Source organism: Streptomyces lydicus (genome assembly GCF_000717345.1).
GTDB classification, from domain to species: Bacteria; Actinomycetota; Actinomycetes; order Streptomycetales; family Streptomycetaceae; genus Streptomyces; species Streptomyces lydicus.
Genome location: NZ_JNZA01000010.1, coordinates 67,291 through 84,160, shown reverse-complemented (window position 1 = coordinate 84,160; position 16,870 = coordinate 67,291). Strand labels below are relative to the sequence as shown.

The 16,870-nt window shown below is 73.6% G+C and carries 16 protein-coding genes; 4 read left to right on the top strand and 12 right to left on the bottom strand.

Going from position 1 to position 16,870, the window contains the following annotated elements; genetic code table 11:
- The first annotated feature begins 181 nt into the window (after nt 1-181).
- Together OO62_RS11325 and OO62_RS11320 are read left to right on the top strand one after the other, a co-directional pair.
- Nucleotides 182-1,249 carry a membrane protein gene (locus OO62_RS11325; RefSeq protein ID WP_033267194.1) on the top strand — a complete coding sequence of 356 codons (1,068 nt, stop codon included), beginning with the start codon at nt 182-184 and terminating at the stop codon, nt 1,247-1,249.
- A gap of 95 nt (nt 1,250-1,344) precedes the next feature.
- Nucleotides 1,345-1,668: a nuclear transport factor 2 family protein gene (locus tag OO62_RS11320; protein WP_033267193.1), complete on the top strand. Its 324-nt coding sequence runs from the start codon at nt 1,345-1,347 to the stop codon at nt 1,666-1,668.
- A 27-nt stretch (nt 1,669-1,695) separates the two neighbouring features.
- On the opposite strand, the gene OO62_RS11315 is transcribed toward OO62_RS11320, so the two are convergent.
- Nucleotides 1,696-2,466 (bottom strand): SDR family NAD(P)-dependent oxidoreductase, encoded by a 771-nt coding sequence (locus tag OO62_RS11315; protein WP_033267192.1) that lies wholly within the window; start codon nt 2,464-2,466, stop codon nt 1,696-1,698.
- Between the two features lie 131 nt (nt 2,467-2,597).
- On the opposite strand from OO62_RS11315, the gene OO62_RS11310 reads away from it, so the two are divergent.
- Both OO62_RS11310 and OO62_RS11305 read left to right on the top strand, forming a co-directional pair.
- Nucleotides 2,598-3,299 carry a TetR/AcrR family transcriptional regulator gene (locus OO62_RS11310; protein WP_033267191.1) on the top strand — a complete coding sequence of 234 codons (702 nt, stop codon included), beginning with the start codon at nt 2,598-2,600 and terminating at the stop codon, nt 3,297-3,299.
- 369 nt (nt 3,300-3,668) lie between these two features.
- A complete protein-coding gene (locus tag OO62_RS11305) occupies nt 3,669-4,103 on the top strand; it encodes a subtilase-type protease inhibitor (RefSeq protein ID WP_033267190.1) in 435 nt (144 codons plus the stop codon).
- A gap of 126 nt (nt 4,104-4,229) precedes the next feature.
- On the opposite strand, the gene OO62_RS11300 is transcribed toward OO62_RS11305, so the two are convergent.
- From OO62_RS11300 to OO62_RS11250, 11 genes are all read right to left on the bottom strand, one after another.
- A complete protein-coding gene (locus tag OO62_RS11300; protein ID WP_033267189.1) occupies nt 4,230-5,294 on the bottom strand; it encodes a S1 family peptidase in 1,065 nt (354 codons plus the stop codon).
- A 364-nt stretch (nt 5,295-5,658) separates the two neighbouring features.
- Nucleotides 5,659-6,651, bottom strand: coding sequence for a slipin family protein (locus tag OO62_RS11295; RefSeq protein WP_033267278.1), 993 nt, complete (start codon nt 6,649-6,651; stop codon nt 5,659-5,661).
- 195 nt (nt 6,652-6,846) lie between these two features.
- Nucleotides 6,847-7,746 carry a S1 family peptidase gene (locus OO62_RS11290; RefSeq protein WP_033267188.1) on the bottom strand — a complete coding sequence of 300 codons (900 nt, stop codon included), beginning with the start codon at nt 7,744-7,746 and terminating at the stop codon, nt 6,847-6,849.
- Nucleotides 7,747-8,035: 289 nt separating this feature from the next.
- On the bottom strand, nt 8,036-8,854 hold the full coding sequence (locus OO62_RS11285) for a DUF1684 domain-containing protein (RefSeq protein WP_033267187.1): 819 nt from the start codon (nt 8,852-8,854) through the stop codon (nt 8,036-8,038).
- Nucleotides 8,851-10,188, bottom strand: a complete 1,338-nt coding sequence (locus tag OO62_RS11280) for an NtaA/DmoA family FMN-dependent monooxygenase (protein WP_033267186.1) — start codon at nt 10,186-10,188, stop codon at nt 8,851-8,853. The genes OO62_RS11285 and OO62_RS11280 overlap by 4 nt, the downstream gene beginning before the upstream one ends.
- A complete protein-coding gene (locus tag OO62_RS11275; protein WP_033267185.1) occupies nt 10,188-11,264 on the bottom strand; it encodes an LLM class flavin-dependent oxidoreductase in 1,077 nt (358 codons plus the stop codon). The genes OO62_RS11280 and OO62_RS11275 overlap by 1 nt, the downstream gene beginning before the upstream one ends.
- Nucleotides 11,265-11,299: 35 nt before the next feature.
- Complete coding sequence (locus tag OO62_RS11270) at nt 11,300-12,322, bottom strand: ABC transporter substrate-binding protein (RefSeq protein WP_078617115.1); 1,023 nt, start codon at nt 12,320-12,322, stop codon at nt 11,300-11,302.
- A 2-nt stretch (nt 12,323-12,324) separates the two neighbouring features.
- Nucleotides 12,325-13,095 carry an amino acid ABC transporter ATP-binding protein gene (locus OO62_RS11265; RefSeq protein ID WP_033267183.1) on the bottom strand — a complete coding sequence of 257 codons (771 nt, stop codon included), beginning with the start codon at nt 13,093-13,095 and terminating at the stop codon, nt 12,325-12,327.
- On the bottom strand, nt 13,092-13,991 hold the full coding sequence (locus OO62_RS11260; RefSeq protein ID WP_033267277.1) for an amino acid ABC transporter permease: 900 nt from the start codon (nt 13,989-13,991) through the stop codon (nt 13,092-13,094). The genes OO62_RS11265 and OO62_RS11260 overlap by 4 nt, the downstream gene beginning before the upstream one ends.
- Nucleotides 13,975-15,912, bottom strand: a complete 1,938-nt coding sequence (locus OO62_RS11255) for an FAD/NAD(P)-binding protein (protein WP_228332413.1) — start codon at nt 15,910-15,912, stop codon at nt 13,975-13,977. The genes OO62_RS11260 and OO62_RS11255 overlap by 17 nt, the downstream gene beginning before the upstream one ends.
- The gene (locus OO62_RS11250; protein ID WP_033267276.1) at nt 15,909-16,790 is read right to left on the bottom strand and encodes an amino acid ABC transporter permease; all 882 of its coding nucleotides are present in this window, start codon (nt 16,788-16,790) and stop codon (nt 15,909-15,911) included. The genes OO62_RS11255 and OO62_RS11250 overlap by 4 nt, the downstream gene beginning before the upstream one ends.
- Between the last annotated feature and the right edge of the window lie 80 nt (nt 16,791-16,870).

Below are 16,870 nucleotides of genomic sequence, written 5' to 3'. Positions count from 1 at the left end.
TCACCTCCACCATAACCCGCTCATCGAACATTCGTACGAACAACACGCCGGGGGTGCGGGAAAGATCACCGACCACCCGTCCGCCGATCAGCCCCACCCGAGGCGCACACCCCCCTCACCAACCGCAAGATAAGGGGGCAAAAGCCTTGTACCGGCAGTCGCGAGCGGCGAGGAGCACGGCATGGCAGCGACGGACCACGGCACCCGCGCCACCTTCCTCCGGGAGGTCCGGAGCGCGGTGACGCCGCACGCCTTCCTGCTGGTGCTCGGCGTCCTGGGCCTGATGATCGCGTTCATCACCTCGTACGCCGGCGCCTTCCACCACCCCCGGCCGACCGATGTACCGCTCGGCGTGGTCGCTCCCCCGCCCGCCGCCCGGCAGCTGGTGCGCCAGCTGGACCGGCTGCCCGGCTCCCCGCTCGACCCGCGCGCCGTCCCCTCCGAGCGCGCCGCCCGGCAGCAGCTCGCCGACCGGGAGATCGACGGCGTGCTGCTCGTCAATCCGCACGGGACCACCGACCGGCTGCTGGTCGCCGGCGGCGGCGGGGCCTCGCTGTCCCAGGCGGTCGAACTGGTCGTGACCACCGCCGAGAAGAGCCGGCACCGCACCGTGCGCACGGTGGACGTGATCCCGGCCGACCGGGGCGACACCCGCAGCCTGTCGTCCTTCTACCTCGTCGTCGGCTGGTGCGTCGGCGGCTATCTGTGCGCCGCGATCCTCGCGATCAGCGCGGGGGCGCGCCCCTCCAACGGGCACCGCGCGGTCATCCGGCTGGCCGCGCTCGCCCTGTACGCGCTCGCCGCCGGACTGGCCGGCGCGATCGTCGTCGGGCCGGTGCTGGCCGCCCTGCCCGGCACCTTCCTCGGACTGTGGGGCCTGGGCGCCCTGGTGGTCTTCGCGGTGGGTGCGACGACCCTCGCCTGCCAGGCCCTGCTGGGCATCCTCGGCATCGGCCTGGCCATCCTGCTGATCGTCATCCTCGGCAACCCCAGCGCGGGCGGCGCCTACCCGTACCCGCTGCTGCCGCCCTTCTGGCGGGCGATCGGCCCCGCCCTGCCACCGGGCGCGGGCACCTGGACGGCGCGCTCCGTGGCGTACTTCCGCGGCCACGCGGTAACCGGACCGCTGCTGGTGCTCGCCGCCTGGGCGGTGGGCGGCACGGTGCTCACGCTCCTGCTGTCGGTCTTCCGGAAACCGGGGAACGCCGCGGACGAACCCGCCCCGGAGGAACGGCTGCCGGCCGCCTGACCACCCCGTCCGCCCCCGGACGGCACCCCGTGTCCGCGCCCGTGCCCCGCCGGACACCCGGACCCCAGTGACGGACCACAGCGAGGAGCAACGCCATGCCCCTCTCCCCCGACCAGTTGACCCACCCCGCGGTACGCGCCCTGGACACCGCCCTCAACGCGGGCGACGAGCAGGCGTTCTTCGCCGCGCTCACCCCCGACGCGACGATGTCCGACGACGGCTCCGACCGCGCGCTGCGGGAGTGGACCGGCCGGGAGATCTTCGGCTCGCGCGGACACATGGACGTGCAGTCCCAGTCGGACGACGGGCTGTCGCTCGTGGCGGACTACCGCAACGACACGTGGGGCGCGATGCGGACCCGCTGGCGGTTCACGGTGACGGACGGCAAGGTCAGCCGGTTCGAGACCGGGCAGGCATAGGCGCGCGAAGCGGCGGGCCCCGGCGGCTCACATGTGCGTGCCGCCGTCGATCCGGATCTCCGTACCGGTGATGAACGCACCGTCCCGCGAGGCGAGCATCGCGATGACACCGGCGACCGTCTCCGGCCCCGCGAACCCCTCGCCGAGGGCCGGGGAGAGCTTGGCGAACAGCGACATGTCCGCGTCCTCCGGCAGCCCCGGGCCGCGGCCGCTGGTCATTCCGCTGGCGATGGACCCCGGCGCCACACACACCGCCCGCAGCCCCTGCTCGGCGTACTCAGCGGCGATGGCGTGCGTCATCGACTGGATGCCGCCCTTGCTCGCCGCGTACGCCGCCATGTACGGGTGCGCGAACGAGGCGGAGGTCGAGCTGAAGTTGACCACCACCGGCTCCTCGCCCGTCAGGAGCGCGGGCAGCGCCTCACGGATCATCAGGAACGTGCCGGTCAGGTTGATCGCGATGATCTCGTTGAAGAAGTCCAGGCCGGTCTCATGGGTGTGCGAGGAGCGCAGCACGCCGGCCGCGTTGACCAGGACGTCCAGCCCCCCGAGGCCGGCCACCGCGGCGGCGACGCCGGAGCGGACCGCCGCCTCGTCGGCTATGTCGAGCACCGCCGTCCGCAGCCGGTCCGCGGCACCGTCGGCGGCGGCCCGGTCGGCGGTACGGCGCAGCCCCGCCGGGTCGACGTCCGCCGCCACCACCCGGCCGCCCTCGGCGAGGATCCGGTGGACGGTGGCCTGGCCGATGCCCGAGCCGGCTCCGGTGATCAGGACACGGCGGTCTGCAAAGCGGTTCATGGGGCGGATCCGATCCCGGCGGGAGCCGATGAAGGAGGAGCGTGGATCGGTCGCACTGTACGCCTGGATGGCACAACGTGCCAACTCTGCGCGCCATGCCGAAATGGCGTCCCGCTGCGTAAGCTGAGGTCATGCCGACCGAGCCGCGCCCCGCGCCCCTCCCCCGCCCCTCGCTGACCGAGCGGCGCAAGGCCGAGACCCAGCTGGAGATCGCCCGCACCGCGGCGGCGCTGTTCGCCGAGCGCGGCGCCGCGGTCACCGCCGACGAGATCGCCCGCACCGCGGGGGTCGCGCTGCGCACCTTCTACCGCTACTTCCGCACCAAGGAGGACGCGGTCGCGCCGCTGCTGGCCGTCGGCGTACGGCAGTGGATCGACGATCTGGCCGCACCGGCGGACGGGCCGGACGCGCCCCCGGTGCGCGAGCGGCTGGAGTGGGCCGCCCGGCGGGCCCTGACGCCCGCCGACGAGCCGGCCGCGGAGGCGCTGCGCCGGACCCGCGGGCTGCTGCGGGCGATGCCGGGCGAGCCGGCGCTGCGGGCGGTCTGGCACCGGGTCCACCACGACTCGGAGGAGGCGCTGCGGCCGGTCCTGGCGCGGCTGACCGGGGCGGGCCCGCTGGAGGTGCGGCTGGCCGCGGCCGCCGCGAACACCGCGATGCGGGTCGCGGTGGAGGAGTGGGCGGCGGGGGACGGCCCGGCGGACGGACCGCAGGGGCCGGCGGCGACCGTGGCGCGGGCCGTGCGCGCCCTGACGGCGGGGCTGCCGGAGCTGGACGGCCCGCCGGCGAAGACCGGCCGACGGGCGGCGAACGGGCCCGGCGGCGGACGGTAAGCCGGCCCGGCGGCGGAGGGCCCTTACCTCCAGGGGCGCCGCGGCCGGTACGGAGGCCACCTCCGGCCCCCCTCTTCAGCCAATCGACGGAGATCGAAACCCACCCGAACGACCGGTCGGCGGCCGGATCCCTTCCTTCCGGGTCCGGCCGGCCCTTGCCACGCGCATGAAGGCCGGGGCATCCCCGCTGGCCGCACAGCGATCCGCGGCAACTCCCCCGTAACGGCCCCGAATTGTTCGCGCCATTACCCTCAGCTTTCATTCAACGACTCAAAGCGATCGGCTGGTGTCCGCTCAAGATGCTTTCGGGGTGCGGTTGGGCCAGACTCCCGTCCGGTATCTGCACCTTCGAGCAAGGGAGTGTTCGTCATGCGGTACACCACTGGGGCGGTCGCGCTCGGCGCGGCGCTGGTCCTGGGCACACTGGCCACCTCCGCGCAGGCCGCCGCACCGGCGCAGCCTTCGCGGTCCGGTGGCCTCTACGCCCCGACGGAACTGGTGCTGACAATGGGCCAGGGCGAAAGCCGCGCGACCACCACGGTGCAGCGCGCGGTGACGCTCAGCTGTACGCCGGTGGCGACCGGCAGCCACCCCGACCCCAAATCCGCCTGCGCCCAACTGCGCGCGGTGGCCGGTGACTTCAACGCCGTGACCGGCGCACCGTCGCAGCGCCTGTGCACCAAGGAGTGGGCGCCCGTCCTCGTCACCGCCGACGGCGTGTGGCAGGGCAAGCGGGTCTCGTACACCTACACCTTCGCCAACTCCTGCATGATGGCCGGCAGCAGCTCGGTCTTCCAGTTCTGACACCGCGTGGTGCAGGTTCCCGGGCACCGGTGGATGGTGCCCGGGAACCGTCGCGCACCGGCCGCGCCGGCCCCCGGACCGCTCACGCATCCGGGGGCCGGCGCCTGCCGGCAGGCGCCCTCGGCGTCAGCCGAGCTGCGCGCCGTAGGCTTCCAGGGCCTGCGGGACCGGCTGGAAGAAGGTCTCGCCGCCGGCGGAGCAGTCGCCGCTGCCGCCCGAGGTCAGGCCGAGCGCGGTCTCGCCGTCGAACAGCGCGCCGCCGCTGTCACCGGGCTCGGCGCAGACATCGGTCTGGATCAGCCCGTCGACCGTGCCCTCCTGGTAGTTGACGCTCGCGTTCAGCGCCTTGACGGTGCCGTCGTGCACCTGCGTGGTGCTGCCGCTGCGCTGCACCTTCTCGCCGACGGTGGCCTCCGCGGCCTTGGTGATCTTCTGGGTGCTGCCGTTGTAGAGATCGACCTCGCTGGGGTGCTCGGTGCTGCCCGTGTACTTGACGAGGGAGTAGTCGTGCCCGGGGAACGTGGAGGCTTCGGTGGTCGCGATCTCCGAGCCGCCCTGCTTGTCGGACCAGCTCTTGACGTCGTTGCCGCAGTGGCCGGCCGTGAGGAAGTAGGGCTGGCCGTCCTTGACGACGTTGAAGCCGAGCGAGCAGCGGGCGCCGCTCCCCCAGATCGCGTCGCCGCCACCGATGAAGGGCTTGAACTCTCCCTTGCTGTGGCGCAGCTCGACCTTGTCCCCGAGGGCCTCGGCGACCTTCGTCAGCCGGTCCAGCCGGGCGCCCTTGACCGTGCGGTCGGCGGTCACCACGACCTTGTTGCGCTGCGGGTCGATGCCCCAGGAGGTGCCCGGGATGGTCGCCTTTGTCTTCAGCGTCTGCCGGGCCGTGTCGAGCTGGGCCAGCGTGTGCCGCACGAGTCTGGCCTCGGCCCCCTTCGCCCGTACGGCCTTGGCCGCCGCCTCGCTGACGACGTTGACCACCAGTTTTCTGGCCTTGGCGTCGTAGAACGCACCGGCCGTGCCGGTCTTGAGCTGGGATGCCAGGGCGGTCGCCGCGGCGGAGGTCAGCTCGGCCGGCTCAGGGGCCGGTGCGGCGTTGGCGTTGGCGAGGGTCACGGTGGCGGTGGCGGCGAGCGCGAGCGCTCCCGCGCCCGCCACGACGGCGCGCCGATTGGGTATGCGTCGGTGCTTCAACTCGGAGCCTCCCGTGGGGGGATGGACCCGGACTGTGGGGAGTCGCGCGGGCCCGGAGAGTGAGGTTCGCGGCACGGACCGACCCGCCCCGCGGAACGGCGCTCCGCCGGACGTCCGTGCCGAAGTGCGGAGCCGAGTATTCCCATCCGCCTCACTCGCGCACAAGACCGAGTTCCGGTCTCACATACGGGAGTTCACGTTTTCGTCACACGGCCATCACACCGGTGTCCGCGCGCACCGGTCATTGCTCCGGACATCAGAGGCGGGACGGTCCGGCCGGCGGTGCGCGAAGTGTGAGGGCCGGGACTGACCAAAAAGCGCCCCCTCTCCGGAGAGAGGGGGCGCGGCAGCCGGGTGCGCCGGCCTACCTCAGTTCCTCCACGTCGGGCAGCGGCTCCAGGTCAGGGGCCGGCGCGGGCTCCGGCGCGATGCCGGTACCGTCCCCGTCCGGGGTGCGCGACGGCTCCTCGGTGATCCGCGGGCGCTCAGGGGCCGGCTCCTCCGGGACCTGCGCGGCGGCCGGCGGCCGGGGCTCCTCCGTCACCGCCGCGGCCTGCGGGGCCTCCGCCCCGGCCGGCCCGGGCTGTACGGGGGCCTGCGTCCCGGAGCGCTCCAGGAACCGCAGCAGCTCGACGGGGAAGGGCAGGACGAGGGTGGAATTCTTCTCGGCGGCCACCGCCACCACGGTCTGCAGCAGCCGCAGTTGCAGCGCGGCGGGCTGGCCGGACATCGCCGCGGCGGCCTCGGCCAGCTTCTTCGACGCCTGGAGCTCGGCGTCGGCGTTGATCACCCGGGCGCGCCGGTCGCGGGTCGCCTCCGCCTGGCGGGCCATCGAGCGCTTCATCGTCTCCGGCAGCGAGACGTCCTTGATCTCCACCCGGTCGACGGTCACGCCCCAGCCGATGGCGGGGCTGTCCATCATCAGCTCCAGCCCCTGGTTGAGCTTCTCGCGGTTCGACAGCAGATCGTCCAGCTCGCTCTTGCCGATGATCGAGCGCAGCGAGGTCTGGGCCATCTGGGAGACCGCGAAGCGGTAGTCCTCGACCCGGATGACCGCGTCGGCGGCGTCCACGACCTTGAAGTAGACCACCGCGTCGACCCGGACCGTGACGTTGTCACGGGTGATGCCCTCCTGCGCGGGCACCGGCAGCGTGACGATCTGCATGTTGACCTTACGCAGCCGGTCGAAACCCGGGATGATCATGGTGAAGCCCGGCTCCCGTGCCGCGGAGGTCAGCCGCCCCAGCCGGAGCACCACACCGCGTTCGTACTGCTTGATCACGCGGGCCGCCGCCATGAAATACACCACGCCGGCGCAGCCCAGCGCCACCCCCGCCGTCACCAGTTCTTGGACCATCACGGCCCCCTGTGTGCCGTATGCCACCCGGACCGGGCCTGCTTTTCCATGGTAGGCCCGGCCCGGAAAAGGGGGGCGAAAAGCGGGGGAACGCCCGCTGCGGGCCCCCGTCCGCCGGCGGACGGGGGCCCCGCCCCGCCGGACCCCGGCCAGGGTTCACGGCAGGACGTGCGGACGCGGATCAGCCGGTCGGCGTCAGTAGACGCTCACGCCGTACGCGCTGAGCGCCTCGGTGACGGGCTGGAAGAACGTGGTGCCACCGGAGGTGCAGTCGCCGCTGCCGCCGGAGGTCAGGCCCAGCGCCGTGCTCCCGGAGTACAGCGGGCCACCGCTGTCACCGGGCTCGGCGCAGACCGTGGTCTGGATGAGGCCGGAGACGATGTCGCCGCCGCCGTAGTTGACCGTGGCGTTCAGGGCGGTGACCTTGCCGCTGTGAATGCCGGTGGTGGAGCCGCGGCGGGTGACGGTCTGGCCGACGCTCGGGGTGCCGGCGCTGGTGATGTCCTGGCTGCCGACGGTGCCCGCGTGGGCGACCGAGCCCGTGTACTTGATGATCCCGTAGTCGTTGCCGGGGAAGCTGCTGCCCGCGGTCGGGCCGATGCTCGCGCCGGAGCTGGTGGTCCACGGCGGGTTGCCGTCGGTGCAGTGTCCGGCGGTCAGGGCGTAGTACGTGCTGCCGCTGCGGACGTTGAAGCCGAGCGAGCAGCGCCAGCTGGGGGCGTAGATGGGGTCGCCGCCGGAGATGAGCTTGCGGAAGGTGCCCGCGATCCGGTCGATGCGGACCGCGTCCGCGTTGCCGCCCGCGGCCCGTTCGATCTTGGCGACCTCGGCCTGGGAGACGGTGCTGTCGGCGGTGACGACCAGCGTGTGGGTCTTGCTGTCGACCCGCCAGGCGGTTCCGGCGACGTCCGCGGCACGTACCGCGTCACCGGCGGCGGAGAGTTGCGCCGCGCTGAACGTCCTGGCAGGAGCGGGGTCCTGGGCATTGGCAGTCGGAATGGCGATGGCCCCGACGGCCACCAGTCCGGACGCCACGGCGATCAGCCGGGTGCGTCTCGCTATGCCGCTGCGGGGGGTGGTGCGCTCGTTCCTCACTGATTCCTCCGAGGGGGATCGGGGGCCGCAGGTGAGCAGCCCGGTGAGGCGCAGCCGAAGGCACGCTGGAATCCGCACGTTCACTTTCAGCGTGCCCCTGACAAGCGCTGAGCGGAGTCTCGGGTGCACCGCCCCCGCCGCGCAAGAGGGTCTCCCGAAAGTTTCGTGCGGGATACACGGTGTCCATCCCGTCAGCACCGCAACGCGCCGCCCCGGAAGCCCTGTTGACGGGCTGTCCGGGGCGGCTTCGGGCCCTCTTCGGGCCTTCTTCGGGCGGGGGTGGGGCGGTTCAGTGGTCGATGCGGTTCCGCTCCCCCGCCCGCAGGGCGAACGGCAGGGTGTTCCCGGGCGGCGGGAAGGGGCACAGGAAGTGGTCGGCGAACGCGCAGGGCGGCAGCAGGGTGCGGTTGAAGTCCACGGTGACGGTGCCGTCCTCGGCGGGCGCGGACGGCCGCAGGAAGCGGAAGCGGTAGCTGTCGGTGCCGCTGGTGGCATCGGCGAGCACCGCCCACAGCGAGCCGTCACCCTCGACCGCGACCTGCAGGGTGTGCTCGTCCCCCGCGACGATGAAGGCGAGCTCCCCCGCGAGGCCCAGACTCCGGCGCTGCCCGTCGGCGTTGGGCACCAGGGCCGTGCGGCGCTGCGCGTACGGGCGGAACAGGCCCGGCCGCACCCAGCGCTCGTCGTACGGGTAGACCTCGATGCCGGCGAAGCCGCGGCGGGCCGCGGCGTCCGGATCGTGGGCGCGCACCGCCCACCGGCCCTCGCGGCGCAGCACCAGCAGGTGCCGCGCGCCCCACGTCACACGGGTGGTCTCGGGGCCGCCGTCCGGGCCGAGCCGATGGGTGTACCTCCCACGCCGGTCGGGCAGAGGGGGACCACCGGCCGCCGGTGCGCCGTCGACAGCGAGCCCGTCCTCGGCGGCGGCCCGCAGCACCACCTCGTCGCCCTCCGCGGTCCAGAGGCCCGGCAGCCCCTCGATCCGGCCGTCGGGACGGTCGTCCAGCCAGTGGGTGCCGGTCACGGCGAGCGGACCGTAGGGCCCGGAGACCGCGGCGACGCGCCGCTCGTGCCACTCCCGCCACTCCTGGTGTGCGTCGGTACTCATGGCCGTCCGCCCTTTCCTCCGGTGCGTGCGGGCTCCGGCAGCCCCAGGTGGGAGCGCAGGGTCGCACCGGAGTATTCCGTGCGGAAGACTCCGCGCTCCTGGAGGAGCGGTACGACGCGGTCGACGAACGGGTCGAGCCCACCCGGCGTCAGATGCGGCACCAGGATGAACCCGTCGGCCGCGTCGGTCTGCACGAAGGCGTCCATCTGCGCAGCGACGTCCTGCGCCGTGCCGATGAAGGACTGCCGGCCGGTGGTCTCGATCACCGTCTCGCGGATCGACAGGCCCTTGGCGCGGGACAGCGCCCGCCATTTGTCGGCGACCGCCTTCGGGTCGGCGATCCGCACCCGGCCCTGCGCCAGCTCGCCGTGCGGATCCGGGTCGATGTCCGGCAGCGGCCCGTCCGGGTCGTACGCGGAGAGGTCGACGCCCCAGACCTGCTCCAGTGCGAGCAGCGCGTGCTGCGGCGAGACCTGCCGGCGGCGGATCTCGGCGGCGTGCTCCTGGGCCTCGGCCGCGGTGTCGCCGAGGACGAAGGTGACGCCCGGCATGATCTTGAGGTCGCCGGGCCGCCGCCCGTACCGGGCGAGCCGGCCCTTGACGTCGGCGTAGAAGGCCCGGCCGGCCTCCGCCCCGCTGTGCCGGGTGAAGATCACGTCGGCGGCCGAGGCGGCGAACTCCCGGCCTTCGGGCGAGTCCCCGGCCTGGATGACGACGGGGTGGCCCTGGGGGCTGCGCGGCACGGTGAACTCCCCGTGCACGGCGAAGTGTTCCCCCCGGTGCGCGAACGGGCGGGGCTGCCCGTCCGCGGTCCAGGAATCCCACAACTCCCGTGCGGTGGCGACGAATTCGGCCGCCCGGGTGTACCGGTCGGCACGGTCCAGGTAGCCGCCGCGACGGAAGTTCTCGCCGGTGAAGGCGTCGGAGGTGGTGACCACGTTCCAGGCGGCCCGCCCTCCGCTGAGGTGGTCGAGGGAGGCGAGCCGGCGGGCGAGTTCGTAGGGCTCGTTGAAGGTGGCGCTGACGGTGGCGGCCAGGCCCAGCCGCTCGGTGACCGCCGCCAGCGCGCTCAGCACGGTGAGCGACTCGGGCCGGCCGACCACGTCGAGGTCGTGGATGCGGCCCTTGTGCTCGCGCAGCCGCAGCCCCTCGGCGAGGAAGAAGAAGTCGAACAGGCCGCGCTCGGCGGTCCGGGCCAGGTGGGCGAAGGACGAGAAGGCGATGTGGCTCCCCGAGCCGGGGTCGGCCCAGACGGTGGTGTTGTTGACGCCGGGGAAGTGGGCGGCGAGATGGATCTGCTTGCGGGGCGGAGGGGTGGGGCTCGTCGGGGACATCATGAACCCTCCCGGGCGGGGGCGTACCGGCTCGCGGGGCGCGGCAGGCCGAGGTGGTCGCGCAGCGTGCCGCCCGGCCGGCCGGGCGGCCGCAGCCCACGGTCGCGGAGGGCGGGAACGGTGCCGTCGACCAGCAGCGCCAGGTCGCGGGCCGGGTCGGCGGGCCGCAGGTGGAAGCCGTCGGCGGCCCCGGCGGCGTGCCAGTCGCCGAGCAGCTCGGCCAGCCCGGCGGCGTCCGCCGGGCCGGCCAGCTCGACCGGCAGCGAGGCGAGGACGAGCAACAGATCCGGGTCACGGCCGAGGGCGCGGGCCCGGGCGCGCAGTTCGGCGCGGGCGGCACCGGCGGTCTGCGGGTCGTCGGCACGGACCAGTGCGACATCGGCGTGCGCCGCGGCCACCTCGCGTACGGCGCGGTCGGAGACGTCGGTGGTCTCCCCCGCGCCCGGGACGCCCGCCGGGCCGGCGGCCGGCGGGACGTCCACGAGCGTGACCGGCCGGCCCTGCGGGGGCCTGGGCACGATGGACGGGCCGCGGACGGCGAAGGAACTGCCGGTGAAGTCGACGTGGTGCAGCTTGTCGCGGTCGATGAACCGGCCGCCGGCCCGGTCGCGGATCTCGGCGTCGTCCTCCCAGCTGTCCCACAGCCGGGCGACGACGTCGGCGACCTCGCCGGCCTCCCGCCAGACCTCGGCGGGCGGGGCGGCGGCGCGGCGGCCGAAGAGCGCCGCGTCGGCCTCGGTGGTGGAGACCGCCACGGCCCAGCCGGCCCGGCCGCGGCTGACCCAGTCCAGGGTGGCGACGGCGGTGGAGACGTGGAACGGCTCGGTGTGGGTGGTGGTGACGGTGGGGACCAGGCCGATGTGGTCGGTGGCGGGCGCGACCCGGGCCAGCACGGCCGGCGCGTCGAGACCGGGCCGGGCGAAGCTGTCGCCGAGGGTGACGAAGTCGAGGGCGCCGCGCTCGGCGCGCCGGGCGAGAGCGACGAAGTGCTGCGCGTCGTAGGGAACCGGGGCGCCGGATCCGGGCGGGGCATCCAGCGCGACGGCCAGCCGGAGCGGGGGGCGGGGTGCGGACATGAGAGGGGGGCCTTCCTTTCTGCGCCGGGCGCCGGTCAGTTCGCGGTCCGGGGCAGGCCGGGCGGGTTGATCTGCGAGGTCTTCAGCGCCTCGCCGGTCAGGCCCCAGCGGGCCAGCACCTTGCCGTAGCGGCCGTTGTCGATGACCTTCTGCAGGGCCGCGGCGTACGCCTTGACCAGGCCGCTGCCCTTCTTCGTGGTGGCGGCGATCTTGCCCTGGACGCTCTTGCCACCCCCGGAGAAGGTGCCGACGACCTCCGTCCGGCCCGCGGTGGCCACGTGGTACGCGGCGGTCGGGTTGGGGCCGAAGAAGCCGTCGAGACGGCCCGACTGGAGCGCGAGATAGGTGTCGGAGGGCTTCTTGAAGTACTTGATGTCGACCGGCTTGCGGCCGGCCCTCTCGTTCTCCTTGCTCCAGTCGACCAGGATCTTCTCCTGGTTGGTGCCGGAGTCCACCGCGATGGTCCGGCCGGCCACGTCCTTGGCGCCGCGGACCTTCCAGCCGCTGCCCTTCTTCGCCTCCATCGCCAGCTGGTCGCGCCGGTAGGTGGCGAAGTCGTACCTGTCCTTGCGCTCCTCGGTGACGGTGACGTTGGAGAAGACCGCGTCGAGCTTGCCGCTGTCCAGGCCGACGAAGAGGTTCTCCCAGGACAGCGGTTCGAAGCGGGGTGTGAGACCGAGGGTGTCGGCGACGAGGGTGGCGAGGTCCTCCTCGACGCCGATGAGGGTCTTGTCGTCGGTGGCGTGGAAGGTCAGCGGCGGGCTGCCGTCGGCGCTCACCCCGATCCGCAGCTCGCCGGTCCTGCGGACCCGGGCGGGCACCAGGGCGGCGATCTCCGGGTCCTCGGTGCCGTGCAGACGGTGCTGGTCGGGACCGATGTTGATCTTCGGTCCCCGTGCGCCGGCGGCGACGACGTCACCGGCACCGCCCGCCGTCGTGCCCCCGCCGCAGGCGGTCAGCAGGACGGAGCCGGCGGCGAGCGCGAGGGCGGCGGTCAGGGTGGTGCGGCGGCGGTTCAACGGAGTGCTCCTCGGGTGCGTGGATCTCTGCGGGGACATGGTCAAAGGACCTTGGAGAGGAAGGACTTGGTGCGCTCGTGGCGCGGGTGGTCGAGGACCTGGCCGGGCGGGCCCTGCTCGACGATCCGGCCGCCGTCCATGAAGACGACGGTGTCGGCGACCTCGCGGGCGAAGCCGATCTCATGGGTGACGACGATCATGGTGGTGCCCCGGTGCGCCAGGTCCTTGATGACGTCGAGGACCTCGCCGACCAGCTCCGGGTCGAGCGCGGAGGTCGGCTCGTCGAAGAGCAGCAGCTCGGGCTCCAGGGCGAGCGCCCGGGCGATGGCGACCCGCTGCTGCTGGCCCCCGGACAGCGTCCTCGGGTAGGCGTCCGCCTTGTCGGCGAGCCCCACCCGGTCGAGCAGCGCCCGCGCGCCGGCCACGGCGTCCTTCTTGGGGCGGCGCAGCGCGGCGACCGGCGCCTCGACGAGGTTCTCCAGCACGGTCAGGTGCGGGAAGAGGTGGAAGTTCTGGAAGACGAAACCGATCTTGGTGCGCTGCTTGAGGATGTCGCGTTCGCGCAGCTCATAGAGCTTGTTGCCGGACCTCCGGTACCCGACCAGCTCACCGTTGACGCGCACCGAGCCGCTGTCGACCTTCTCCAGGTGGTTGAGGGTGCGCAGCAGGGTGGACTTCCCGGAGCCGGACGGCCCGAGGACGACGGTGACCTCACCGGCGCGGACGTCCAGGTCCACCCCCTTGAGGACGTCGAGCGAGCCGAAGCTCTTGTGGATCCCGCGGGCCTCGACCATCGCGCTCGGTGTGCTCATCGGGTGGCTCCCTTGGAGAAGTGGCGTTCCACGTAGTGCTGGAGGACGGAGAGCACGGTGGTCAGGAGGACGTACCAGGCGGTGGCGACCATCAGCAGGGGCACGACCCTGCCGTTCCGTCCGTAGATGACCTGGACCTGGTAGAAGAGTTCGCCGATCGCCATGACGGAGACGATCGAGGTGCCCTTGAAGAGGGAGATGACCTCGTTGGTGGCGTTCGGCAGGATCGAGCGCATCGCCTGCGGCAGGACGATGCGGCGCAGTTGCCGCAGCCGCGGCAGCCCGAGCGCGGCGGCCGCCTCCAGCTGCCCGGCGTCCACCGCGAGCACCCCGCCGCGCACGATCTCGGCGGCGTACGCGGCCTGGTGCAGCGCCAGGCCCAGCACCGCCGCGCCCATCGCTCCGACCAGGCCCATGGTGTCGAAGTGGAAGAAGCCGGGGCCGAAGGGGATGCCGAAGTCCAGGCGCTTGTAGAGGTAGGCGAGGTTGAACCAGAACAGCAGCTGGACGATGAGCGGGATGGAGCGGAAGGCCCAGACGTAGCCGAAGGCGACCCAGCGCAGGAAGGGGCTCGCGGACAGCCGCATGAAGGCCAGCACCACGCCCAGCACGAAGCCGAGGGCGGTGCCGTAGACGGTGAGCTGGAGGGTCACCCAGACCGCCTTGAGCACCGTCTCCGCGGTGAAGAACTGGGCGAACACCTCCCATTCCCAGGCGGGGTTGGTGACCAGTCCGTGCACGAACTGGGCGATCAGCACGGCGGTCACGGCGACGGCGGCCCAGCGCCAGGGGTGACGTACCGGCACGACCTTCAGGGGTGGCGGGTCGTCGGCGGGGGCCGGCGCGGCCCGTTCGGGCGCGGTCCGTTCCGCGGGCGGGTCAGTGGTCAGCGGCATGGGAGTCCTCGGGGGTGGGTGCGGTGCGGGCGGCGGGGACGGTGACGGTGCGGGGAGAAGCGGGGACCGTGCGGGTCGCACGGGCGCGCAGGAAGGTGAGCAGCGCCCGCGCGGTGGCGTCGTTCTGCCGGAAGGCGGGTGCGTTGGTACGGGGGCGGGCGAAGGCGCCGCCGGAGCGGGCGTCGGTGTGCGGGCCGAGGGCGAAGCGGCGCGGGTGCGGGCGGCCGGCCCGGTCCAGGATCCGGGCGTCGGCGGGGTCGACGGCCAGCAGCCCGGCGGGGGTTGCCGCAGCCCCGTCGGCGTACAGGGCGCGCAGCAGCGGGTCGCGGGTGCGCTCGACGGTCGGCTCCGGCAGCCGGGCCTCCACCAGCGCCCGGGCCGCCACCCACTCCCCCGGTACGGCGGCGCTCCCGGCGCGGAAGACGCCGCGCCGCTCGTCGGCGGTGACGGTGGTGCCGGCGCCGAGGAAGCGCACCACTCCGGCGCGGGAGAGCGCGAGCAGCTGCCGCAGCCGCGGCCCGGGCGGGCCGGAGGCGAGATAGCTGAAGAAGCCGTGCCACCACGGGCCGCGGTCACCGATCCGCACCAGCTGGCCGTAGACCGACAGCAGCGCGAGGAAGACCGCCAGGTCGGGGCTGTGCGCGGGATCGTGGCGGCGGGCGAGGTCGGCCTCGATCCAGCCGCGCAGCCCCTCCTGCAGCGCCTCCCCGTCGGGGTAGCGCACACCGGCCAGCGGGTGGTCGAGGGCGTCCGGGTCGAGGCGGTCGGCGGGGTCCGGGACGGCGGCGCCGGCCAGGGCTCCGAGCGCGGGGCTGCCGGGGTCGGCGGCGGCGTACTCCTCCTCGAAGTCCGCCCAGTTCATCCGGGTGCGCTCGGGGTGCGCGGTGAACAGCCGGTGGTAGTGGGCGAAGCCCAGCTCCTTGCCGATCAGCGGCCAGACGTCGCGGCGGAAGTCGACGCCGCCGGGCCGGGCGAGCAGCTCGTCGACCTGCGCCGGTCCGAAGAAGCGCGGCACCGGCGGGCGTTCGCCGGACAGCTCGTAGCCGATCTTGGAGTGGTACGGCACCCCGCGCCGCGAGCCGACGTGCAGGACGGGCTCGCGCCCCGAGGGCCGGTAGGTCAGCTGCCCGTCGGCGCCCTCCACGTACCTGCCGCCGCGGCCCTCGGTCAGCAGCACCATCAGGTCGACGAAGGCCAGCCCGAAGCCGCGGACGAGGACCGGCTCGCCGGGCCGCAGGGCGCTCAGATCGCTGTCGGCGGTGAACGCGGGCGGCAGGTGCACCAGCCCGTGGCGCGCCGCGAAGTCACTCAACTCCTGTTGCTCCGGCGGCAGTTCGGACTCCAGATGGCCGAGGGCGAGCACCACGAGGTCGGCGAGGAGCGGCGCCGGGCGGCCGGCCAGCCACACCTGCTGCCGGCCCGCGCGCGAGCCGGAAACCCGTACCGCCGGGCGCCGGTGCTCATGGACGGCGACGGAGGGCGGCAGCGAGGCCACCGACCGCTCGTACACCCAGCTCAGATAGGCGCTCTGCAGCCGCCGGCCGGCGAAGTCACGGGGTCCGAGCGCCGCGACGGCCTCGGCCAGGCCCGGGTCGACGGCGATCTCGCCGGCCCGCACCGCGGCGGCCCACTCGGCGAGCGAGGGGCCCGGGCGCACCGGGCCGGCCTGCTCGACGCTCTCGTCGGTGAACATGGTGACGTCCTCGGCGGTGGAGTTCATCCACAGCAGCGGGGACTGGTCACGGCGCCAGATGCGGCCGCCGCCGGGCGGATGCGGATCGACCAGGTGCAGGTCGAGGGGCGCGTCCCCGTAGAGCTCGGGCGCGTTGGCGGCGATCCGCTCGATCAGGCCGGTGCCGCGCGGCCCGGCTCCCACGATGACCACGGACGGCCGTACGGAGTTGTTCACGGGGCGGCTCACCGGGCACCGGCCGCACCGCGGGCGTAGTGCCGCTCGACGAGGTACTGGCCGGCGCTGAGCACCGAGGTGACCACGACGTACCAGAGGGTGGCCACCAGCAGCAGCGGGATGACCTGATAGGTGCGGTGGTAGACCAACTGGACGGAGTAGAGCAGGTCCTGGACGGCGATGACGCTGACGATGGAGGTGCCCTTGAGGGTGCCGATCAGCATGTTGCCGGCCGGCGGCACGATGGCGCGCATGGCCTGCGGGAGCACGATCCGGCGCAGCCGCCGCCAGGCGCCCAGGCCCAGCGACTGGGCGGCCTCCAGCTGGCCCTTCTCGACGGAGAGGATGCCGCCGCGCACCACCTCGGCGGCGTAGGCGGCCTCGTGCAGGGTCAGGCCGATGACGGCGATGGCGACCGGGTCGAGCAGGTCGACGGTCCGGACTCCGAGGATCGTCGGGTAGAGCGCCCCGATGTTGAACCAGAACAGCAGCTGCACCAGGACCGGCATCGACCGGAAGAGCCAGACGTAGCCCCAACTCACGCCGCGCAGCACGGGGTTGGCCGACAGCCGCATCGTCGCGAGCAGGGTGCCCAGCGCGAAGCCCAGCGCCATGACGAGCACGGTCAGCCAGAGGGTCAGGCCCAGTCCGCGCAGGACGGCGTCGGTCAGGAAGTAGTCGGCGACCACGTCCCACTGGAAGGCGTCGTTGCGGACGACGGAGACGGCGGCCGGCACCAGCAGGGCGAGGACGGCGACGGCCGAGGCCCACTGGCCGGTGCGGCGGCGCGGCACGATGCGTGGGGCGGCGGGCCGCGAGGTGCCGGGCGGGGCCGCGGCGGACGGGGCGGGGGCGTCGAGGGTGGCGGAAACTGGATCTACCGAAGACATGGCGAAGGCTCCGTGGTGGCCGAGAGCGAACTCCGACTCCGGCGCCTTCACACAGACCAAAACGGGTCGCGCCCCTCAGC